The sequence below is a fragment of the Niallia yueguangensis genome, from assembly GCF_052663115.1.
In genome coordinates, this window is record NZ_JBQTCX010000025.1 from 20,958 (window position 1) to 42,835 (window position 21,878).

Here is a 21,878-nt window from a genome sequence, read left to right on the forward strand (position 1 = left end):
TCGGGGGTAGTAACATTGAGTTTAACAATCCTTACTATTGTCATTCTACTTGCGGTTGTATTCTTGTTGGCTAAACCTTTTGGCTTATATTTAGCAAAAGTGTTTGACTATAACGAAACAGGTTTAGATAAAGTGTTTGGTCCATTTGAAAAGCTTCTCTTTAAGATTGGAGGCATAAAAAATGTAAATCAAACTTGGAAGCAATATGCACTATCTTTAGCTGTAGCCAATGCTTTTATAATTTTTCTTGTTTACTTGGTTTTTCGATTTCAAGGAGTTCTACCTTTAAATCCAAGTAATATCCTAGGTATGAATCCTGCATTAGCGTTTAATACGGCTATTAGCTTTATGACGAATACGGATTTACAGCATTATAGCGGTGAAAGTGGTTTAAGTTATCTATCCCAAATGATTGGCGTTCTGTTTATGATGTTTGTTGCACCAGGTACAGCTCTTGCTGCAGCAATAGCATTTGTTCGGGCGCTTTCTGGAAAAGAAATGGGGAACTTTTTTGTTGATTTAGTTCGCTCGATCACAAGGGTTTTATTGCCAATTTCATTTGTTGCTGCCTTTATCTTTATTGCTTTAGGTGTTCCTCAAACACTTGATCCAACTGTTACAGCAAATACGATTGAAGGAGCAAAGCAATCCATCGCTCGTGGACCAGTTGGCTCTTTCCTTTCCATCAAGGAATTAGGCAATAACGGTGGAGGATTTTTTGGAGCAAATTCAACACATCCATTTGAAAATCCAAATGCAATAAGCAACTTTATCCAAATTGTCTTAATGTTTCTATTGCCAACAGCATTGCCATTTACCTATGGGAAAATAGTTGGAAATACTAAGCAAGGTCGAGTTTTATTTGTATCAATGGCGATGATTTTCGTGGTTTTCTTAGGTACAGCATTAGTTTCTGAGTATCAGGGGAACCCAGCTTTAAATCAACTAGGAATTCAACATGACCAAGGCAGCATGGAAGGAAAAGAGGTTCGTTTTGGTGTTGGTCAATCTACTCTCTATGCTGTAGCAACAACCGCTTCAGAGTCAGGAGCCGTCAATACGATGCATGATACATTGACACCAATGACCGGAATGATAGCTTTATCCAACATGCTTTTAAATACTGTATTTGGCGGTGTTGGAGCAGGATTCATCAATGTCATGATGTATGCAATGATTGCCGTATTCTTATCAGGTTTAATGGTTGGACGTACACCTGAATTCTTAGGCAAGAAGATTGAAGGCAAGGAAATGAAATTAATTGCCATCACCATGTTAATGCATCCGTTGCTTATCCTTGGTGCTTCTGCCATCGCATTATTCAGCCCATTAGGAGTTGAGGGGATCTCTAATCCTGGTTTCCACGGCATTAGCCAAGTTGTCTATGAATACACCTCAGCAGCTGCCAATAATGGATCTGGTTTTGAAGGATTAGGAGATGCCACACCGTTCTGGAACATCTCAACAGGAATTGTGATGTATTTAGGCCGATACTTTGGATTAGTTACGATGTTAGCTGTTGCTGGTTCATTAGCTGCTAAAAAGGTCATCCCAGAAACAGTAGGTACGTTTAGAACAGACACAAGTTTGTTTGGTGTCATTTTAGTAGGCGCAATTTTTATTGTTGGGGCTTTAACGTTCTTTCCAACATTAGTATTAGGACCAGTAGCAGAATATTTAACTTTATAAGTTGAATGGAGGAAAGCAAATGGCTAATCAATCATTAAATGCGAGAGGCAGCGTGAACGATTTTCCACAGCAGTCTCAACCAAATAGTCAAAGAAATAACCGTCGTCAATCTGAACCTGGAAATAAAGGTGGAAGTAAAAAACCAATGGAAAAAGAAATGGTCATTCAAGCATTAAAAGAATCTTTTATCAAGCTGGATCCACGTAAAATGGTAAAAAATCCAATTATGTTTGTCGTAGAGATTGGATTTGTCATTACACTTATTTTATCCATAGCACCAAATATATTTGGACATCAGCATGTTGAACCGTGGTTTAATTGGTCAGTTACATTTATTTTACTATTTACTGTTCTTTTTGCCAACTTTGCAGAAGCTCTTGCAGAAGGTAGAGGGAAAGCACAGGCGGATTCATTGAAAAAATCAAAGCAAGACATCCAAGCGAATAAATTATTAGCAAATGGACAGACAGAACAGATTTCATCAGCAAATTTACGTAAAGGAGATATCGTAATTGTTTCTCAGGGGGAAATGATCCCAGGTGATGGAGAAGTAATAGAAGGTTTAGCTTCTGTTGACGAATCGGCCATAACAGGTGAATCAGCTCCGGTTATAAAAGAAGCAGGAGGAGATTTTAACTCTGTCACAGGTGGAACAAGAGTAGTCAGCGATCAGATTAAGGTGAGAATAACAAGTGATGCTGGTGAATCGTTTTTAGATCGGATGATTTCACTTGTTGAAGGGGCGGAACGTCAAAAGACACCTAATGAGATTGCCTTAAATACTGTTCTAACAAGCTTAACATTAATTTTTATGATTGTTGTTGTCACATTGCCTTTCTTTACGAATTATTTAGATTTTCAACTGGAAATACCAGTGCTAATTGCATTGCTTGTTTGTTTAATTCCAACAACGATTGGAGGCCTCCTTTCAGCTATTGGTGTAGCAGGAATGGACCGTGTTACTCAATTCAATGTTTTGGCAATGTCAGGTAAAGCAGTAGAAGCAGCTGGTGATATTAACACGATTATTTTAGATAAAACCGGAACTATTACATTTGGTAATCGAATGGCGAGTGATTTTATTCCAGTCGGTGAAGAAAGTCAAGATGACTTATCAAAATGGGTAGCGATAAGCTCGCTGCGTGATGAAACACCGGAGGGTCGTTCTGTATTGGAACTTTTAAAGCAGCATGATTATAAATATGATGAACAAGTTGCAAATGGTGGAGAGTTTATTGAATTTATAGCAGAAACAAGAATGAGTGGAATAGATTTAAAGGGCGGAACGAAGGTAAGAAAAGGGGCAGTCGATGCGGTTAAGAAATGGGTAAGCTCACAAGGAGGAACCATTCCACACAACTTAGATGAGAAAACAAGTGGAATTTCAAAAGCTGGCGGCACTCCTTTAGCTGTTGCAGTGAATGACCGTATTTATGGGTTGATTTACTTAAAGGATACAGTTAAACCAGGGATGAAGGAAAGATTTGATCAACTGAGAAAAATGGGAATAAAAACGGTTATGTGTACAGGGGATAATCCTCTAACTGCTGCAACGATAGCAAAAGAAGCAGGTGTTGATGAATTTATCGCTGAATGCAAACCGGAAGATAAGATAGAAGTGATTAAATATGAACAACAGCAGGGCAAGTTAGTGGCGATGACAGGTGATGGGACAAATGATGCACCAGCCCTTGCACAGGCAGATGTTGGTCTTGCGATGAATAGTGGAACAACGGCAGCCAAAGAAGCAGCAAATATGGTGGATCTTGATTCAAATCCGACAAAAATCATTGAGGTTGTTTCGATTGGCAAGCAATTGTTAATGACTCGGGGGGCGCTTACAACATTTAGTATAGCGAATGATATTGCCAAATATTTTGCAATCATTCCTGCCATGTTCATGATTGCAATTCCAGAAATGGATGCGTTAAATATTATGAAACTAGATTCACCGATTTCTGCTATTTTATCAGCTCTAATCTTTAATGCGTTGATTATCCCAATGTTAATACCGCTGGCTATGAAAGGTGTAGCCTATAAACCATTGAGTTCCAATGCGCTGCTTAGAAGAAATTTAACTATTTATGGTTTTGGCGGGGTGATTGTACCTTTTATAGCAATTAAATTAATCGATATGTTTGTATCATTATTTATCTAGAAAAGAGGGAATAGAATGGAAGTGAAACAATCAATAATTGGTCCAATCATTCGCATAAGCTTGGTTATGATGCTTTTGTGTGGTTTAGTTTATCCACTTGTTGTAACTGGGATTGCCCAGGTAGTGATGCCAGAAAAAGCAGATGGAAGTTTATTATATAATGAGGATAATGAAGTTATTGGTTCACGGTTAATTGGTCAAAATTTTACAGGATCAAAGTATTTCCATGGAAGAGTATCAAGCATTAAAAATGATGGTGCAAGTTCAGGATCGAATAACTATGCTCCATCAAATAAAGAAATGGTCAAACGAATAGAAGCGTCTATAGCAGCATGGGAGAAAGAAAACCCTAATATTCCAATTCATCATGTACCAATAGACCTTGTGACAAATTCGGGATCAGGTTTAGACCCGCATATTAGTCCTGAGGCAGCATATGCTCAAATTGACCGCATCTCAAAAGCAACAAATCTTTCTACTAATGAATTAAAAGAATTAGTAGAAAAACACACAGAAGGAAAAGAACTAGGTTTATTAGGCGAAGAACGTATTAATGTTCTGTTATTAAACCTAGATCTTGATAAAAGAATAAAGTAAAGGATGAAGGAGGTTGACTCTAAGAGTCGGCCTCCATAGATTTAGAAGATAAGAAGTATAAAATTTTTGAACTTAGATGAGTGTCTAGCTCTCTAGCTAAGCCCCAGTGAGAAATAACCCTTTGCCTCTAAAAGTAAAAAGCACTTTATCTAAGTCGAATGAACATTTTTCTTCGGAGCTGAGCAAGGTGCCCTAAGCTTTTTTTATGAGGTGAATGAATTGGGAGAAAATCATCCTTATTTTAGACGGAAAACACCTGAGGAACTGTTAGAAGAAATAGCGGAATCAAAGAGGGGACAACTAAAACTTTATGTAGGTGCAGCACCAGGTGTAGGAAAAACCTACAAAATGCTGCAAGATGCATGTGAACTGGGGGCAGAGGGGAAGGATATTGTCATCGGACTAATTGAAACACATGGCAGAGCAGAAACGGAAGAGCAAATAATGGATTTGGAACAGGTTCCGCTAAAGGCAATTGAATACAAAGGGAAAATATTCTATGAATTAAATGTAGAAGCAATCATTAGTCGTTCACCAGAAATTGTGCTTGTAGATGAATTAGCACACACAAATATTCCCGGTTCCAAACATGTGAAGCGCTACTTAGATGTAGAAGAGCTATTAGATGCTGGCATACATGTTCTATCAGCTGTGAATATTCAGCATTTAGAAAGTGTAAACGATATTGTCTATCAAATCACTGGAGTTGCTGTTAGAGAACGAGTGCCTGATACTTTTATTCAAAAAGCTAATGAGGTTCAATTGATCGACGTTACACCAGAAACACTGCAAAAGAGGCTGAAAGAAGGAAAGCTCTATAAGCAAGAAAAAATAGCACAGAGTTTAAATCATTTTTTTACATCTTCAAATCTATCTTCATTGAGAGAATTAGCTTTAAGAGAAGTGGCTGACGATGTAGATGAAAAAAACATGCAAAATATTTCAAATTCTTCATTGCTTCACACGGGGGTACATGAAAAAATTCTAGTGTGTGTACAATATGGACCAACTGCTGAAAGGTTAATTAGAAGAGGGTTTCGCATGGCCAGTCGATTGAAAGCAGAACTCTATATTTTAAATGTAATAGGAAATGCCAGCAATATTTCTAGTGAGAAACAACAAAAAATTAACCAGTGGAAGCAATTAGCTAAACAATTTAATGCTGAATTTTTATTACAGGAAGCAAATAAACGTAAGCCCGCAAAAGCGATTGTAGAAATAGCAGCACAATATAAAATAACGCAAATCCTACTAGGGCAATCTGCAAAATCTAGATGGGAAGAAATAATAAGAGGCTCCATTGTCAACAGCATTATGAGGGAAACTTCCAATATTGAAATTCATATTGTTTCAGTTGGAAAGTAAGGAGAAAACAAAAAATGAATATAGCATTTTTCTTAATTCCGAAAAAAGATGTTGTATATCTTCCTTTTAAATCAACAATGAGGCAAGCATTAGAAAAAATGGAATACCATCGATATACGGCAATTCCTTTATTAACAGAAGAAGGGAAGTACGCTGGAACACTTACTGAAGGTGATTTACTTTGGAAATTAAAACATACACCAACTTTAAATTTTAAAAATACAGAACGAGTCAACATCTCTGAAGTGCCAATTCATCGAGTTAATCAACCGATAACAATTAATGCTGAAATTGAAGATGTATTTTTACGAGTATTAGAACAAAATTTTATTCCTGTATTAGATGACAAAGAGATTTTTATTGTGATTATCAGGAGAAGAGAAGTTATTGATTATTTAATGAAAATAAATAAAAAAATAGGCAACCTATAATTCAAAGTTTCCAAAACAAACATTATATATTATTTATTTAATCCTTTCACTCCTTCATTCTCACACTTTGAACGTTAACAAGTGTGAGATTTTTTTTCGTTAAATCAATTTAATTTTTTTGGTAAAATAATAGAAAGCCATTCACTTTAGAGGTGCATAATGAATAGTCAAGACATTAATAAACTGTTATCAGAATTTTCTCTTTTTAAAGAGTTGGATAATCGTGAATTAGCAAGGATTGTGGAAATAGGCATGGTTAGAACATTTAAGAAAGGGAGCCACGTATTTCTGCAAGGTGAACCGCTTAAAAATACGTATTTTATTTTTGATGGAAAAGTGAAAGTTTATAGAACGGATCTAAATGGAAAAGAACAAATCGTGGCGGTTTTAAAAAAAGGCGAAATGTTCCCGCATGTAGGTTTTTTCAGAAAGGGTGGATATCCAGCTTTTGCAAAAGTGCAGGAAGAAGCATCATTGGTCGTTATTCCCATTCAAGAGTTTGAAAAAGTGTTAATAGATAATCCCGAGCTATGTATTAAAGTATTTAAAGTACTAGGGGAAAAAATTGTGGATCTTCAAGATCGGTTAGGGGAGCAAATATTAAACAATACATATCAGCAAATCATCAAATTGCTGATTCGATTAAGCAAAACGCATGGGAAAAAATTAGAGGACGGATTTGTTCTTTTAACAGGAGAATTTACCAATAAAGATCTAGCGAATATGATTGGAACAACAAGAGAAACGGTCAGCAGAACATTTACAAAGCTAAAAAAAGAGCAATTAATCCGTACTTATGAAGGAGATATCATCATACATCCGGACAAATTGCTTGATCGATTATTTCAATAAAAAAACAGTGAGTAGCTCACCGTTTTTTATTGAAGCATTTCTTGCAAATCTTCTTGTGCTGTACCAATTAATTTTAAGTTGAAAGTTTCTTGCAGAACTTGCATAACTCCGTCTGAGATAAATTCTGGAGGTTTTGGTCCAATTCGAATATCTTGAATGCCTAAACTAAATAAACCTAATAAAATAGCGACTGCTTTTTGTTCAAACCATGAAAGAACTATGCTGATTGGCAAGTCATGAATAGAGCATTCAAATGCTTCGGCTAACGCCTTTGCAATTTTAATCGTAGAACCAGAATTATTGCATTGGCCTAAATCAATGTATCTTGGTATATTTGTACCAGGTACGACACCATAATCGACATCGTTAAAGCGGAACTTGCCGCAGGAAGTCGTTAAAATGACTGTTTCTGGTGGGAGAGAGGTTGCTAGTTCACGATAATATTCTCCCCCTTTTCCTGGAGCATCGCAGCCTGCAATCACGAAGAAACGTTTAATTTTTCCGTCTTTCACTGCTGAAATGACTTCGGGGGCAAGCCCAAGCACTGTTTCATGATGGAAGCCGGTTACTAGAGTTTCATCAGATTCGATATTCGCTTCTGGCAACTCTAATGCTCGATTGATTAGAACAGAAAAATCATCTCCCTCAATCTTTTGGACATTTTCCAAACCAGCTACTTCATAAGAGAACATTCTATCCGCATAGGAACCTTTAATTGGCATCACACAATTTGTTGTTGCAAGAATGGCGCCAGGGAATTTTTCAAATAAACGGCGTTGATCATACCAAGCCTTTCCTATGTTTCCTTTCAGATGGGAATATTTTTTTAATGCCGGATAACCATGGGCAGGAAGCATTTCGGAATGTGTATAAATATTGATTCCTTTACCCTCTGTTTGCTTTAATAATTCTTCTAATGCAAATAAATTATGGCCTGTTACGATAATGCATTTGCCTTCTATCTTATTTTGTGAAACTCGAATAGGCACTGGAATGCCTATTCGGTTGGTATGAGCTTCATCAAGCAATTCCATGACACGAACAGCTGATTGACCTACTTTCATTGCCATATCAATATGTTCCTGCACATTAAAATTGGAATTAGTCAGTGTCATATATAATGCTTCGTGGGTTGTTGCATCCACAAAAGGATCTGTCGCACCGAGCTGAGCGGCATGGGTACGATAAGCAGCGATCCCTTTTAATCCAAAAATAATCGTATCTTGTAAACTTGCGATTGTTTCATCTTTCCCACAAACGCCGATGACCTTGCATCCACCCTTTGGCGTCTGCTCACACTGATAACAAAACATTTTACTTCTCTCCCTCATTCATTGATACAATAAGCATACATTTGATTTTTATCGAGCATAGTGATATAAATCACCATTCTGCAGATGTCATAAATTGTTCAAAAATAAGGAGGAGTACAGATTGCTAATCAAGCCTCGAAAAAGCTGTTAAATCCTTTGTATTCCCGATCACGACCAAAATATCGGATTGTTGAATATTTATTTCAGGAGATGGAGTGATAATAATATCTCCGTTTCTAACAATGGCAATGACACTTAAGTTATATTGAGCACGCACATCAAGTTCACTTAAACTTTTTCCGATCATAAATGAAGGAACTTTTATTTCTTCAATATGATAATCTCTAGAAAGTTCGATAAAATTTAAAACATTTGGAGATAAAAGCTGATGAGCAACACGTTCACCCATATCTCTTTCAGGGAATATAATCCAATCAGCTCCTGTTTTTTGTAAAACTTTTCCGTGTTTTTTATTCACCGCTTTTGCGATCACTTGTTTTACTCCTAATTCCTTTAAGAGTAAAACAGTTAAAATACTTGCTTGCATATCATCTCCAATTGCAACGATTACCGTATCAAAATTTCGTATTCCAATAGATTTTAGCGCTTCTTCTTCCGTAGTGTCTGCAACAACGCCGTGAGTAACCAATGAACCTGCATCTTCAACACGCTTCTCCTTAATATCAATCCCCATTACTTGTTGTCCAGCCTCGAATAATTTTTCAGCAACGCTGGACCCAAAACGTCCTAGTCCAATGACAGCATATTGTTGTTCTGGCATATAATCTTTACACTCCTTAAAGTTTTAATTAACCAATCATAATTTTCCCTTTTGGATAACGGAAAGGATCCGGTTTGCGTCTCATTGTAATTGCGAATGCAATTGTTAAAGGTCCAACTCTTCCTGCAAACATCGTAAAAATGATAAGTATGCGGCCAATAGGAGACAACTCAGGGGTCAAGCCCATGGAGAGTCCTACCGTGGCAAATGCAGAAGTAGCTTCAAATAAAATCATTAAAAAATCTTTTCCAGTCTCTGTGATAGACAGCAGCATAGTGATGACTACAACCAAAAATGCGCCACTAAAAGTAACGGTAATGGCTTTAAATATCGTGTCAAAAGCAATCCGCTTTCGAAAGAAAATAACATCTTCTTTCCCTTTTATCTGTGCTCGTACTGTACCTAATAATGTTGCAAAAGTAGTTGTTTTAATCCCTCCGCCTGTCGAACCTGGAGATGCCCCAACAAACATAAGGAAAATGATCAGAAATAAAGTAGGCTGTGTCAAGTCTGGAATATTCAATGTATTAGAGCCTGCTGTTCTAGGCGTAACCGATTGAAAAAATGATGCTAGTACTTTCCCAGAATAGGATAAAGGCTGCAAGGTCTTACTGTTTGAATACTCTAACAGCATAATTAGGAGCGTCCCACCAATAGTAAGAAATAAGCTAGTTATCAAAACTATTTTCGTATGTAAAGAAAAACGACGGGTTTGACGGTATTCATAAATTTCATTCATAACAATAAAACCTATGCCCCCAAGTGTGATAAGAGCACAAACAGTTAAGGTTACGATTGGATCATCTACATAGGGGGTTAAACTTCTAAACTCTCCCATTAAATCAAAACCAGCATTGTTGAAATTGGAGATAGCATGGAAAAAACCATAATAAATGGCTTTACCAATCGGCATATCTAGAGCAAAACGGAAAGATAAGATGACACCTCCGACAAACTCTATAACTGCAGTAAAAATTAAAATTCTTTTAGCCAACCTCACAATTCCTTCAATTGAAATGTTATTTAATGATTCCTGAAGCAGCAATCTTTCTTTTAGTGAGATTTTTTTTCCTAAAAGAAAAGCGATTAATGTTCCAAACGTCATAAATCCTAGTCCGCCAATTTGTATAAGGGACAGAATGGTTGCCTGTCCAAATCGAGTAAAGGTAGATCCTGTGTCTACTACAACAAGCCCTGTTACACATGTAGCAGATGTAGCTGTAAATAATGCGTCTAAAAAAGATAATCCTTCTCCATCAACCGTAGCAATGGGGAGGGTTAAAAGAATAGCTCCAATAATGATGATTGTCGCAAAGCCTAGTACTAGTATCTTTGGAGGATCTAAATACATTTTTTTCATTTTAATCTTCCTAACTAAATGGATTTTTTAAATACAATTAATTTCTTGCTCCCTTCATAGGAGATTTTAAAATAATACCCAGCTTTTTTGCAACAAAACTAGTTGTACTTGCTTGCAAAAGAATAGTTACAAGTATGGCAATAAAGGTAACAGAAGAAATTTTATTTGCATAGTCAACCCCTGCAGCGACAATCATTCCAGAAAGAGCAGCTGGTATAACGCCTGTTTCACGAACCCAGAACATAAAGACAATTTCTTTCCAGCTCCATTTTGCATTTCGGTCTGGTAAAGTACACAATAAGACAGTGAGCGGCCTAGCAACAAACATAAAAATAAATACAATCAGTATCCCTTGCATCCAAAATTGACTTAATACGTTAAAATCTACTTGGGTTCCTAGCAGCATGAAAATAAGTGTTCTTAGAAGTAAAGTTAATGTTTCTGAAAAGCGAGAGACAGTTAAATTAGTCTCTTGTGTAATTTGAAAACGAAACAGCTGTGGATTCCCTAGAATAAGTCCTGCTGTAAAAGTAGCCATAAATCCACTAGCTTCGATAACCCCTGCAGTCAAATAAGCACTAATGGCAATAACAATGCTTACTATTGAACTGTATTTTTGCAATAATCCCCACTTATGTTCAGCAGTCAGAAATATACCAATGAAGCCAATTAATATTCCGATAATAATTCCGCCGCCAGCTTCACGCAAAAAACTCCATACACTAGAAGATAAAGATAATTTTGTCTGTCCAAGAATAACACCTAATAAGGTAAAAGTTAAAATGGAAGCTGTTGCATCATTAAAAGCAGATTCGCTTTCTACCGTTTGCCTTACTTTTTCCCTAATGGCAACTTGTTTAAAAACGGGAATTAAAGTTGCAGGATCTGTAGATGCAATCACAGATGCTAATAAAAGAGCATACAAAAGTGGAAGATCTAATAAATAATAGGCACTAATTGCAACAACTATTGCGGTAACAACTACACCTACTATAGATAAAAGGGATATGGTCAACCATACTTTTTTAAGAATGGAAATTTGAATGGCTCTGCCGCCTTCAAATAGGATTAAGATAGAACCTAGTACAATAATGAATTGATAAGAAACTGATTCAATTGGTGCTGTTATTAAATTTAAAACCGTTGGGCCTAAAATAATACCTACAATCATAAACAATGCTACATCAGGAATATGAATACGTTCTGCTGCTTTCATTGCAATAAGTCCAAAAATAAACACCATCGTCAACATATATAGTTCATGTTGAACAATATTCATTACACTTGATTCCATTATCTCTCCTCCTTCATTCCTTCCAATTTCCATACTACCTATGTTGCACATTTAAAAAATAATTATTTATTGAAGATAAATGTCATTAAAAATAATGGATGTTTTTACTATAAATAAGAAAAATGTTATTCTATAGTATAGTGAAAAAATTAATATTTGAAGGAAGTTAATTACGATGTCAAAACAAAAGAATAAATCAAGATACTTTGCAAAAATTTCATTAGGAATAATGGGAGCTGGGTTTCTCCTCACTATTCCTTTTCAAGATTCAATAATAGGCCGATTGCTACAAGGAGGATTTGAAGCAGGGCTAGTAGGAGGACTGGCCGATTGGTTTGCTGTTACCGCTCTTTTTCGCCACCCTTTTGGCATTCCGATTCCACACACTGCATTGCTTCCAAAAAAGCGTGCTACTTTGGTCAACGGTCTTATTTCCATGCTTGAAAATAATTGGCTGACAAAAGAAAGCATCCAGAAGAAATTAAAACAAATAAAATTTACAGACAAATTATTGCAAATTGCAGAGAAAGAATTGAATTCAGATGGCTTTTATAAAAGGATTGGATCGATGCTTCATCAGGCTATTAGCTATGTGAATCCAGAAAAAATTGCACCAATTATCGAGAAGGAGCTAAAGAAACATATTCTTTCGTTTGATGTAAAGAACTTTCTACAGTCGCTTGTCAATCAAGCGATCAATCGAAATTTGGACGAAAAAGCGCTGAATTATGTATTGGTGGAGACGGAAAAGTGGCTGGCAAAAGAAGATACAAAACGAAAAATTGGGGTAATGGCGAAACAAATGCTGGACAATACGAAAGCAGATGGCTTTTTAAAGATGGCTCTTCATTCGTTTAGCAATTTAATTAATGAGGAGAAGCTTGGGAATATGCTTCAACCATTTTTTCTGAAAAGAATCGCTCTTTTACAAGAGAGTGATAATCCATATCGCCATTTGATTCTTGCTCGAGTTCACAAAGAATTGGAAAGTGTGCAAGATCGAGCAGAGCTGATAGCAGATATAAATGAATGGAAAGATGAGATGGTAAGCAGTTGGAGTCCAACAGAGCAAATTACAAAAAGCTTGGAACAGTTTCAGAATAAATTGCTTCTGCTAACAGAAGATAAAGAATTTATAGAGAAGCATGTGCTTACATTTATTCGAGACTTTATAGATGGAATAAAAGCTGATCCTGAAAAATTAGATAGAATGGAAAATTGGATTCAAGCACAAATCTCTTATTTTATTGAAAATAATCATAGCAAAATAGGTATGCTTGTAAAAGAAAATCTCGATAAATTAGATAATGAAACGCTTATTCATTTAATGGAACAAAACGTCGGGAAAGATTTGCAATGGATTCGAGTGAATGGTGCTATTTGCGGTTTTCTAATTGGAATTGTCTTAGCTATTTTTAAGGCGATTGTGTAAGAGAATAATTAATAAAAAGTCTTAGTAGAGGGTGCTCAAAAGCCGTATTATACGGTCTTTTGTGGGAGCCTCTATTTTTTATGCTTTAAAAGTTGAACAAAAGGAGAAATCCGCCGGACAAGAAAGGAAACTCGCCGGATGGAAGTAGAAAACGGCTATTCCTACACCTTACCTAAAAAACCCCAATTATTAGATTTTTTGTCTAACAATCGGGGTACGGCTCAACGTTGCCTAAAAATTAGGGTGCAGTTCACTTATGGACAGTTCTTATTCATCATGTTGCCCACCTATTTGACAAAAATTTAAGCAACGTTTTTATTTGAAAATCTGATCAATTTTATTGATATCTTCTGGTGATAATTGAACTTCTAACGTTTGAAGATTATTTAAAACCTGCTCTGATCGCTTTGCACCTGGAATAATGGCATCAATGGAGTCTTTCGTTAGATACCATGCTAAAACGATGTGAGCTATTTCTGCATTTTTGGCTTCTGCGATAGGGTGCAGCTGATCGACTTTTTCTAAGTTTTTGATGAAATTTTCCCCTTGGAAATGAGGCATGTTTGATCGTAAGTCATTAAAGGTGTCTTCTTTGCTGTATTTTCCTGCTAATAAACCGGAAGCTAGTGGAAAGTAAGGAATAAAGGAAATTTGATTTTGGGCAGTATATGGCAGCATTTCTTTTTCCGCATCTCGCTGAAGTAAATGATACTCTCCTTGAATAACATCAACATAGCCGTCTTTGTTTGCTTCTTTTAATTGTTCTAAAGAAAAATTGGATACACCAATCGATCGAATTTTCCCTTCATCCTTTAACTCTTTTAAAGCACCCACCGCTTCATCTTTCGGTGTTGCTTCATCAGGAAAATGGATGTAGTACAAATCAATATAGTCTGTTTGAAGGCGTTTTAAGCTATCTTCAACCGATTGCTTTAAGAAGGAAGGAGAGTTATCAAACACTACTTGATCATTAACAAACTTATGAGCACCTTTTGTAGCGATTACAACATCCTCACGTTTTCCAATTTCCTTGATTACTTCTCCGATTAATTCTTCTGAACGCTTTGGTCCATAAATAAAAGCTGTATCCAAAAAGTTTATGCCGTTGTTCAAAGCTGTACGTACAAGGTTTTTGCCTTCTTCTTCATTTAAATTAGGATATAAATTATGCCCTCCAACTGCATTTGTCCCAAGACCAATTGGATTTACATATAAATCTGATTTTCCTAATTTCGTAAGTTTCGTCACAGAGCAGCATCTCCTTTTGTTTGATTCACCTTTCATATTAGCAAAATTAGGGAAAAAGCAGAAAAGATATGCTTGTTAAGCCTATGATTATTTTCAAATCATCGTTCGCTAATAACCTCAAAAAAACTACTAGATTTTAAAACCTTTTATATCCATGTCTCGTTCTATTAATTGTGGTGGAACAATGATACCAGACGAGGAGTTAGTAAGAGAAATTAAAAATGGCAGTGAAACGGCTATAAATCTTTTGGTGAGGATGAAATGGTATGAAACAATTATTGAAGTTTGAGTTATATAAAATATTTCAGCAAAAGCCAATCTATTTTTTGAGTATTTTTCTATTTGGATATTTGTCATTAGGAATTATCAGTAATGCTTCTTTTGAAGACAAAACAACTAATAAAGCGCAATATGAAGGACCTATACCAGAAGAAGTTATTTCAATGGTTTCAGGCACTGCTAATGATAAACAAAAATCACAGATACCATCAGAAATTTATGGGGAAATGGTAAACAATGTCCAAATTCTTCAAAACTTAGATAAGCGGACGAAAGTGATTGAGGAAAAACTGTCTTCGCTTAAAGGGGAAGGATTTGAATATCGTAAAAGTATAATGGAAAGAGAGTTATTAAAGAACATTTCACAACCAGTTTATTATGAAGATATAGGGTTGATGGATTTAATTTACTATTCGGAAACGATTGCTATTTTAATAGCTGTACTGATTACGATCGGTTTAGCGGGCATCTTTTCAATCGAAAATACAACTGGGGTGGATCAGCTGATTTTAAGCGCTGAAAAAGGCCGCAAAGAGATCGTTACGGCAAAAATATTAGCAGCGGTTATTTTTTCAACAATTGTCTGTATTACTTTTCATTTATATGCATTATGTTTAATTAAATTCTGTAATGGTCATTTTGGATGGTCATCACTTCTTCAATATGTATATTCGTTTTATGAATCTCCTTATGCTCTAACAATGGGGCAATATTATTTTATACAGCTAGGAATTCAACTCATTGCAACGATCAGCTATTGCTTATTTATTCTGCTCGTTTCATCGTTGTCTAAAAATGCATTTATTTCTTTTGCTGTTAGCGGGTTTGTTTATATAAACTTTATCTGGATTGATTTGGATGCATATTCGAAAATTGCAAAAATAATCCTTTGCTTTACTTCCTATGGTTTAATGAAAGTAAGTGGTTTATTTAAAAATTTTGAAGTTATTAATGTTTTCGGATATCCTTTGTTATTGCCTTTTGCCGCGATTGTTTTTATTGTCATCGTGTCACTAATTTTGATGAAAATGATTTATGCTTATAATAGAATGAAGTATTTGGAATAGACTATTGTTCTAAAATCTTAAGTCCTTTCTACTATTTATATGATGATTATCAGTAAATTCATAACTTTACTAATTCGCATAGTAATCTTCTATTAAGTTATGCTATAATCAAACAGTAAAATTCTAACTGCAACACTTAGCCTAAGAAATAAAAATATGGAAAACTTTAAATAGAGGTTGAAGAATGCTCAGGAATTTGTTAAAGTTAAGGTAATTGAAAAGGCTATGTGTGACTGGCGAAACGCGGATAACCGTGAGGGAGCACATAGTGTCGTAGCCGTTCGCCTGGGCAGAGGTAAGGGATTTTATCCCTTGCCTCTTTCTGCTTATTAGGAGGGGATATTTAAGTCGATACTACTTTTAATGGAAAAGATAGATTATTTCATCAAAGTTGAATAGTGGCTAGATCCCGGACCTAAATCTTATGCATTTATTTAGTAATTTAAAAACGATCATAAATGAGAAGAGGAGAACTAAAATGACATCAACAATTGCTGAAAAAGTAAAAACTATTAAAACGTTAAATAATATTGCCGAAAGCGGGCTTAAAGTATTCAATAATGATAACTATACGATCGACAATGATAGCGAAAATCCAGATGCAGTTCTTCTTCGTAGCTTTAACATGCATTCAATTGAACTTGGCGATAATTTAAAAGCAATCGCGCGTGCAGGTGCTGGTGTCAATAATATTCCAGTTGACAAATGCACAGAGCAAGGAATTGTTGTATTTAATACACCTGGTGCTAACGCTAACGCTGTAAAAGAATTGGTGCTAACTTCAATAATGGCTTCATCTCGCAACCTTTTTGATGGTGTTGCTTGGACAAAGACAATAGCAGATCAAGGTGAAGAAATTCCAAAGCTTGTAGAAGCAGGAAAAAAACAATTTGTTGGAAATGAAGTGAAGGGGAAAACGCTAGGTGTAATCGGGTTGGGTGCAATCGGTGCACTTGTAGCAAATACTGCTCTTGATTTAGATATGGATGTTATTGGGTTTGACCCGTTCATCTCTGTTAATACAGCTTGGAACTTGTCACGCAATGTTCAGCGTGCTATGTCAATTGAAGAATTGTTTGCTAATTCTGATTTTATTACGGTCCATGTTCCGTTAACTGCTGATACAAAAGAAATGTTTAACCAAGGAACATTTAGCATCATGAAGGATGGCGTTACTATTTTAAACTTCTCACGTGGTGGACTTGTGAATGAAGAGGATATGGAAGCTGCAATTGAAAGTGGAAAAGTCGGCAAGTATATTACGGACTTCCCAAATGAGCAAGTGTTAAAAATGAAAAACACTATTCCAGTTCCGCATTTAGGAGCTTCTACAGAAGAATCAGAAGAAAACTGTGCGATTATGGCATCTCGTCAAACAAAGGATTATCTAGAAACAGGAAATATTAAAAACTCAGTGAACTTTCCAAACGTTTATCTTCCATATACAGGAAAAAAACGCGTGGCAGTTTTCCATCAAAACGTTCCAAACATGGTTGGCCAGCTTACATCTGCAATTTCAAGCTATAATTTAAACATTGCTGATATGGTGAACAGAAGCCGTGATGGATATGCGTATACGATGATTGATATTGAAAATGAAGTAAATGGCGATATCATTCCTGGATTAAAGGAAAAAATCGGACAAATCGAAGGCATCGTTACAACTCGTGTTATTTAAGCAAACTATAATAAAGTCTCAATTCCTTTTAGGGGTTGGGGCTTTTTTTAATTTGTTGAAACTTTTTATGGAATAATTCGTAAAAAGATAAAGAAGGAGGGAATAAGTTTTGTTTAAAGTTACTGCTAAATGTTCTGTTTGTGACAAAGAAATTCACGCATATGAAGAAATTTATGTGAAGATGCGTTATCCAAAAAGCAGAGGGATGACAGAAGTTAAAGCATTTTTACAAAATGAAGGAAAAATAATTTGTGAAAAATGCTTTAATAAGATGAAATTATATTCGCCAGGGGATAGGAATCCTTAGTACAAATTTTAAACATTTAATAATCCTTGTTTAATTGCATTTACTACAGCTCCTACTCTAGAATCAGCATCTAGCTTGCGAATAATGGATGAAATATGATATTCGGCAGTTCTTTTGCTGATTTTTAATTCGTTGCTTATTTCTATGTTTGTCAAATCAGCTGCAATTAATGTTAAGATTTCCTTTTCTTTCGCAGTAAGCTGCTCGCCGATATGTGCAGAATAAAAGTTAGGAAATAGTTTGTTACCTTGATACACTTGTCGAATTGCTTCTGTTAACTCTATGTTTGATTTTTCTTTTGTAACATAAGAATCAGCTCCTGCTTTACGAGCCGCTTCGATGTACTCCACATAATCATAACCAGATAGGATGACAACTTTTAATTCAGGGAAAGTTTGTTTCATTCTTTTGGTTAGCTCAATTCCATTATAAGCTTTCATTTTAATATCCATTACTAGTACATCTGGATGAAAGGTAAGTATATCGGTTTCAAGAGTCGAAGGATCGGATATCGTATGAACAATATGTAAATCCTGCTCTTTTTCTAAAAGTTGCTTTAAACCCATTAACATTAAATTATGATCATCTACTAATAATACGTTTATTGTCATTCATCTCACTCCATTCTATTGGAAGAGTAATTGTAATATTGGTACCTAAATTTAGTTCTGAATAAAGGTCTAGTGTTCCGTTTAGTTGATTTACACGTTTTTGTATGGATAGCAAACCTAAGTGATTTTTTTCGGATAAGCTAGATAGATCATTTGGTACTTCAAAACCTTTGCCATCATCCTTAACATGAATGTTTAATGAATCATGATTCTCTTTTATGGAAACGCATATGATAGAAGAGTCTGCATGTTTAATAGAGTTATGTAACAGCTCCTTTATGATTCGAAACATGTGTATAGAAAGCGATTTAGGAATCATTTTTAAATAAATTTGGAAATCTGTTTGAATCTGAATATTATGGTTCATTTGCAGTGTCCTTTTTAGTGCCTGAACACTTTGTTCCAGTCCTAAGTCCTCAACCATTACAGGGTATAATTCGTTGCACATTTCTCTTATTTCATAAATACAATTAGAAAACATTTCATTTATTTCTAGCCTGGCCTCATCCTCTATTATTTCCTCTTGATGCAACAAAACGAATTTATTTGAAAGAAGGATGATGTTTTGAAGAACTTCATCGTGAAGAAAAATCGATAAACGCTTTTTTTCCTCCTCTTTTTCAATTAAAAGCAGTTGATTGATCTTTTCTACGGTTAAAGCTTCTTTTTGAGATTTTTTTACTTCCGTTTCGATATTATACAGTGATTCAGTGTTTGTTAATAATGCAATTGCTTCCAATTTTATTTTCTCTAATAGAAAAAGTTCTTCTTTAGCCACTTTTGCAGCGTTTTCCTTTTCACCAATAATCATCCAGCCTTTTATTCCATTCTTTACTTCTAGGGGGAATATATGCAATAAATTTATTCGAAAATAATTTTTATTTGTACTGTTCGATAGTTGTTGGATTACTTCGTTGATATCTATAAAACTCTCAGTTTTAGCAAGAACAATAGGTGTTGCTTTGTTCCAAATTATGTAGGCACTGTCTACCTTAATCGTTTTTTGAATTAAATCGATTAACAGTCGAGCACAGGTGGCAATATGCTGTCCCTGTAATAGTTGCTGAAAAATTATTTGTTTTTCTCTTTGAACCATGTCTGTTTTATTCTTCCATTTTTTCTTTTTTAACAATTCTAGGGCCTTTTGAATTCCACTATTAACGACGAGAATGGTAATAATAAAAATGTTTAATTGGTAATAAGATGTTCTTGTTAAATTGAAAAAGAAAGATGCTAATGTATTGAACAAAAGAAGCAATAATAATGTTGTGACCAATTTATAAAATAGCCATTTTAGGCTGATTTTAAAGTCAATGATTTCCTGTTTAGTTAAGAGATAAGCTAAAGTTATAGGAAATATAATGATGCAATTGAGACTGTAGTAATAAGGCATATTCGGTAGATAGAATATATCTTCTGGAATAAGGCTAAATAAAAGTACAGGTAAAAAAGAAATAACTAGACTACCAATTAAAAAATAAAGTTGGTTTTTAACCTTTGCAGAGTTCAATTTTAAATGTAAGAAGATCAGACCAATACAAGCAAAGACTGACAAAGTGAAATTGAAAACAATACCAGTTATAGCTAATTGATGAAATACAGCATAGTTATGTAGCTTAAAAAGGATTAAAGTTAGGATACTTCCACTGATTGTGATAGCAATACACATAATAAATAATCTTATTTTCTTAAAAACGTTTGGTTTAGAGGAAGCAGGAAAGTACTCAAAAAAAAGCATTAAAAAATAAGGGGAAAAGCTAACCGTTAATGCCTCGAATATCTTAGCTAAAAATATTCCCTTACTTGATGGAATAGAGAGACTGATAGCGAATCCGCTTACATACATTATATGTAAAAAATGTAAGGTTACCATCGATTTTGTTTTTTTTAGATAACAATAAAGCCCAACACAAATAAAAAATAATCCGATCAAAAACAAAGAAATATAGTGAGAGATGATAGTCGGGATAAAGCTTAAAGAATCAAATGAAATGGGATTTTTCCATAAACTTACTAAACCGTTCGCTTCTTTTAAATTTATAAACTTATATAGGCTATATATATGTAGAGCAAAAAAAAGTAATATAAGCATTAATGGGTAAACTTTTTTATTCAAAATCCTCACCTATCAAGATATTTAATGAGTGCTTCCATTTGCGATTTGTTATTAGTACTTTGATTCTTAAGCAGTGCAATTGCTTTGTTGATATGAAGTTTAGATAAAATTAAACAATAATCGATAGCACCCGTTTTCTGAATATAATTTCTTATTTTTTTTATCAAATCTTTGTTGTTAGAGTCCATTTGAAGAATGGTTTTAAGCAGCCAGTCTTGATCTTTTTCTTTACTAAACTCTAAAGCTTTTATTAGAGGTAAGGTTGCTTTTTTATTAATTAAATCACTTTTCGATTCAATGAGAATATCTTTAGCATCATTTTTTAATTGACCTGCAATTCCAATGTGAGTAGCTATCATATCCCATCTAGATTCGATTGTTAAATGATGCAGCTCGAAAATTAATCGAACTAAAGAAACTGATTTTTGTTTAATTAAAGCAAAATAATCAGCCTCAGTAGGAATACTTTGTGAAATAGTAAAAGATATATCCTTCCATTGTCCCATAGCTGCAGTTCTTAAATTACAGATAATACTATAAAATTCTTGAATTGTATTTGTTTTTGAATACTGTAGAAACAAATATAATGATTCCATTAATAATACATTGGAGATAGTAAGAGCTTTTGGAGTTGGTAGCTTTGTTAAAATCTCACTTTCACTGTCATTATCTACAATATCATCGATAATGTCTGTGGCTAAAATAAGAAATTCAACAGCTCCTGCATATGCGATTTTTTTCTGTTGATGAACATCCTCATTTAAAAAAATGGAGGATGCATAGTAGAAAAATTCACTCCATGTAAAATAAGTTTCATCATTGAAGATTTTTCCTTTTATATGTAAAAGATCATAAACCACTTGTTGTATATTTTTATCCAATTCATCATTATTCAAATAGCCATGAAGATAAGTACTTATACTTTTTTTTATATTCATTTGTATACCATTATAACCAAGGGTCTACCATCATTGTAATCCCTTTTTCAATGTGTGCTTTTAATATTGAAAATACATTAGGGTCTAAATACTCTTCAGCAAGTGCCATATCTGCTGAAGCAATTTCTTCTCTTTCTGATAGTAGTTTAATAATGTCCCATAATCTTTCATCCATGTTAATTACCTCCTAAATATGTATGTGATTACCTAGTTTAATAATAACAGATTTTCCCCTTTTTATTCTACAAAAAATCACTTTTAAAAAAATATTTTGCGTGAAATATAGTTTGGATTCTACATTATTTTGTAAAGAGAAAATAGGAAAATGGTGTCATAGAGATAAAATAGAATTTGTGTCTGTT

At 34.7% G+C, this 21,878-nt stretch carries 19 protein-coding genes and 1 riboswitch; of the genes, 10 read left to right on the top strand and 9 right to left on the bottom strand.

Going from position 1 to position 21,878, the window contains the following annotated elements; all coding sequences use genetic code 11:
• The first annotated feature begins 27 nt into the window (after positions 1-27).
• The 6 genes from kdpA (at position 28) to ACTYA4_RS18615 (ending at position 7,092) form a co-directional block, all read left to right on the top strand.
• A complete protein-coding gene (gene kdpA, locus ACTYA4_RS18590) occupies positions 28-1,689 on the top strand; it encodes a potassium-transporting ATPase subunit KdpA (protein WP_443481339.1) in 1,662 nt (553 codons plus the stop codon).
• Between the two features lie 145 nt (positions 1,690-1,834).
• Entirely contained in the window at positions 1,835-3,847 is a 2,013-nt protein-coding gene (gene kdpB, locus ACTYA4_RS18595) for a potassium-transporting ATPase subunit KdpB (protein ID WP_443481338.1), read from the top strand.
• A gap of 15 nt (positions 3,848-3,862) precedes the next feature.
• Positions 3,863-4,444, top strand: a complete 582-nt coding sequence (gene kdpC, locus ACTYA4_RS18600) for a potassium-transporting ATPase subunit KdpC (RefSeq protein ID WP_445505832.1) — start codon at positions 3,863-3,865, stop codon at positions 4,442-4,444.
• A gap of 219 nt (positions 4,445-4,663) precedes the next feature.
• A complete protein-coding gene (gene kdpDN / locus ACTYA4_RS18605; RefSeq protein WP_443481207.1) occupies positions 4,664-5,809 on the top strand; it encodes a KdpD-like non-kinase potassium sensor in 1,146 nt (381 codons plus the stop codon).
• A gap of 14 nt (positions 5,810-5,823) precedes the next feature.
• A complete protein-coding gene (locus tag ACTYA4_RS18610) occupies positions 5,824-6,240 on the top strand; it encodes a CBS domain-containing protein (protein ID WP_443481206.1) in 417 nt (138 codons plus the stop codon).
• 159 nt (positions 6,241-6,399) lie between these two features.
• Complete coding sequence (locus tag ACTYA4_RS18615) at positions 6,400-7,092, top strand: Crp/Fnr family transcriptional regulator (RefSeq protein ID WP_443481205.1); 693 nt, start codon at positions 6,400-6,402, stop codon at positions 7,090-7,092.
• Positions 7,093-7,118: 26 nt separating this feature from the next.
• Here the strand turns inward: ACTYA4_RS18615 and hcp are convergent, their stop codons facing one another.
• The 4 genes from hcp to ACTYA4_RS18635 form a co-directional block, all read right to left on the bottom strand.
• Positions 7,119-8,405 carry a hydroxylamine reductase gene (hcp, locus tag ACTYA4_RS18620; RefSeq protein WP_445505833.1) on the bottom strand — a complete coding sequence of 429 codons (1,287 nt, stop codon included), beginning with the start codon at positions 8,403-8,405 and terminating at the stop codon, positions 7,119-7,121.
• A gap of 124 nt (positions 8,406-8,529) precedes the next feature.
• Positions 8,530-9,186, bottom strand: coding sequence for a potassium channel family protein (locus tag ACTYA4_RS18625; protein WP_443481203.1), 657 nt, complete (start codon positions 9,184-9,186; stop codon positions 8,530-8,532).
• Between the two features lie 28 nt (positions 9,187-9,214).
• Positions 9,215-10,546: a TrkH family potassium uptake protein gene (locus ACTYA4_RS18630; RefSeq protein WP_443481202.1), complete on the bottom strand. Its 1,332-nt coding sequence runs from the start codon at positions 10,544-10,546 to the stop codon at positions 9,215-9,217.
• Positions 10,547-10,583: 37 nt separating this feature from the next.
• Positions 10,584-11,840, bottom strand: a complete 1,257-nt coding sequence (locus ACTYA4_RS18635; RefSeq protein WP_443481201.1) for a cation:proton antiporter — start codon at positions 11,838-11,840, stop codon at positions 10,584-10,586.
• A 175-nt stretch (positions 11,841-12,015) separates the two neighbouring features.
• On the opposite strand from ACTYA4_RS18635, the gene ACTYA4_RS18640 reads away from it, so the two are divergent.
• Positions 12,016-13,272 (top strand): DUF445 domain-containing protein, encoded by a 1,257-nt coding sequence (locus ACTYA4_RS18640; protein ID WP_443481200.1) that lies wholly within the window; start codon positions 12,016-12,018, stop codon positions 13,270-13,272.
• A gap of 315 nt (positions 13,273-13,587) precedes the next feature.
• Here ACTYA4_RS18640 and ACTYA4_RS18645 read toward each other — a convergent pair whose 3' ends face one another.
• Entirely contained in the window at positions 13,588-14,520 is a 933-nt protein-coding gene (locus tag ACTYA4_RS18645; protein ID WP_445505834.1) for an aldo/keto reductase, read from the bottom strand.
• A 266-nt stretch (positions 14,521-14,786) separates the two neighbouring features.
• On the opposite strand from ACTYA4_RS18645, the gene ACTYA4_RS18650 reads away from it, so the two are divergent.
• The 3 genes from ACTYA4_RS18650 (at position 14,787) to ACTYA4_RS18660 (ending at position 17,851) form a co-directional block, all read left to right on the top strand.
• Complete coding sequence (locus tag ACTYA4_RS18650; protein WP_443481198.1) at positions 14,787-15,866, top strand: ABC transporter permease subunit; 1,080 nt, start codon at positions 14,787-14,789, stop codon at positions 15,864-15,866.
• A gap of 219 nt (positions 15,867-16,085) precedes the next feature.
• Positions 16,086-16,164: riboswitch (ZMP/ZTP riboswitch) on the top strand.
• Between the two features lie 180 nt (positions 16,165-16,344).
• Positions 16,345-17,544: a phosphoglycerate dehydrogenase gene (locus tag ACTYA4_RS18655; RefSeq protein ID WP_443481197.1), complete on the top strand. Its 1,200-nt coding sequence runs from the start codon at positions 16,345-16,347 to the stop codon at positions 17,542-17,544.
• Between the two features lie 109 nt (positions 17,545-17,653).
• On the top strand, positions 17,654-17,851 hold the full coding sequence (locus ACTYA4_RS18660) for a Fe3+ hydroxamate ABC transporter substrate-binding protein (protein WP_443481196.1): 198 nt from the start codon (positions 17,654-17,656) through the stop codon (positions 17,849-17,851).
• A gap of 8 nt (positions 17,852-17,859) precedes the next feature.
• Here the strand turns inward: ACTYA4_RS18660 and ACTYA4_RS18665 are convergent, their stop codons facing one another.
• From ACTYA4_RS18665 to ACTYA4_RS18680, 4 genes are read right to left on the bottom strand one after another with little or no spacing between them, the layout of a single operon-like run.
• The gene (locus tag ACTYA4_RS18665; protein ID WP_443481195.1) at positions 17,860-18,462 is read right to left on the bottom strand and encodes a response regulator; all 603 of its coding nucleotides are present in this window, start codon (positions 18,460-18,462) and stop codon (positions 17,860-17,862) included.
• A complete protein-coding gene (locus ACTYA4_RS18670; protein WP_443481194.1) occupies positions 18,434-20,578 on the bottom strand; it encodes a sensor histidine kinase in 2,145 nt (714 codons plus the stop codon). The genes ACTYA4_RS18665 and ACTYA4_RS18670 overlap by 29 nt, the downstream gene beginning before the upstream one ends.
• Before the next feature lie 5 nt (positions 20,579-20,583).
• A complete protein-coding gene (locus ACTYA4_RS18675) occupies positions 20,584-21,516 on the bottom strand; it encodes a polyprenyl synthetase family protein (RefSeq protein ID WP_443481193.1) in 933 nt (310 codons plus the stop codon).
• A gap of 10 nt (positions 21,517-21,526) precedes the next feature.
• A complete protein-coding gene (locus ACTYA4_RS18680; protein WP_443481192.1) occupies positions 21,527-21,691 on the bottom strand; it encodes a hypothetical protein in 165 nt (54 codons plus the stop codon).
• Between the last annotated feature and the right edge of the window lie 187 nt (positions 21,692-21,878).

Coding starts and splice junctions, on each gene's coding strand:
- kdpB (WP_443481338.1), top strand. CDS start 1,835: ATGGAAAAAGAAATGGTCATTCAAGCATTAAAAGAATCTTTTATCAAG.
- kdpC (WP_445505832.1), top strand. CDS start 3,863: ATGGAAGTGAAACAATCAATAATTGGTCCAATCATTCGCATAAGCTTG.
- ACTYA4_RS18610 (WP_443481206.1), top strand. CDS start 5,824: ATGAATATAGCATTTTTCTTAATTCCGAAAAAAGATGTTGTATATCTT.
- ACTYA4_RS18615 (WP_443481205.1), top strand. CDS start 6,400: ATGAATAGTCAAGACATTAATAAACTGTTATCAGAATTTTCTCTTTTT.
- hcp (WP_445505833.1), bottom strand. CDS start 8,405: ATGTTTTGTTATCAGTGTGAGCAGACGCCAAAGGGTGGATGCAAGGTC.
- ACTYA4_RS18625 (WP_443481203.1), bottom strand. CDS start 9,186: ATGCCAGAACAACAATATGCTGTCATTGGACTAGGACGTTTTGGGTCC.
- ACTYA4_RS18630 (WP_443481202.1), bottom strand. CDS start 10,546: ATGAAAAAAATGTATTTAGATCCTCCAAAGATACTAGTACTAGGCTTT.
- ACTYA4_RS18635 (WP_443481201.1), bottom strand. CDS start 11,840: ATGGAATCAAGTGTAATGAATATTGTTCAACATGAACTATATATGTTG.
- ACTYA4_RS18640 (WP_443481200.1), top strand. CDS start 12,016: ATGTCAAAACAAAAGAATAAATCAAGATACTTTGCAAAAATTTCATTA.
- ACTYA4_RS18650 (WP_443481198.1), top strand. CDS start 14,787: ATGAAACAATTATTGAAGTTTGAGTTATATAAAATATTTCAGCAAAAG.
- ACTYA4_RS18655 (WP_443481197.1), top strand. CDS start 16,345: ATGACATCAACAATTGCTGAAAAAGTAAAAACTATTAAAACGTTAAAT.
- ACTYA4_RS18665 (WP_443481195.1), bottom strand. CDS start 18,462: ATGACAATAAACGTATTATTAGTAGATGATCATAATTTAATGTTAATG.
- ACTYA4_RS18675 (WP_443481193.1), bottom strand. CDS start 21,516: ATGAATATAAAAAAAAGTATAAGTACTTATCTTCATGGCTATTTGAAT.
- ACTYA4_RS18680 (WP_443481192.1), bottom strand. CDS start 21,691: ATGGATGAAAGATTATGGGACATTATTAAACTACTATCAGAAAGAGAA.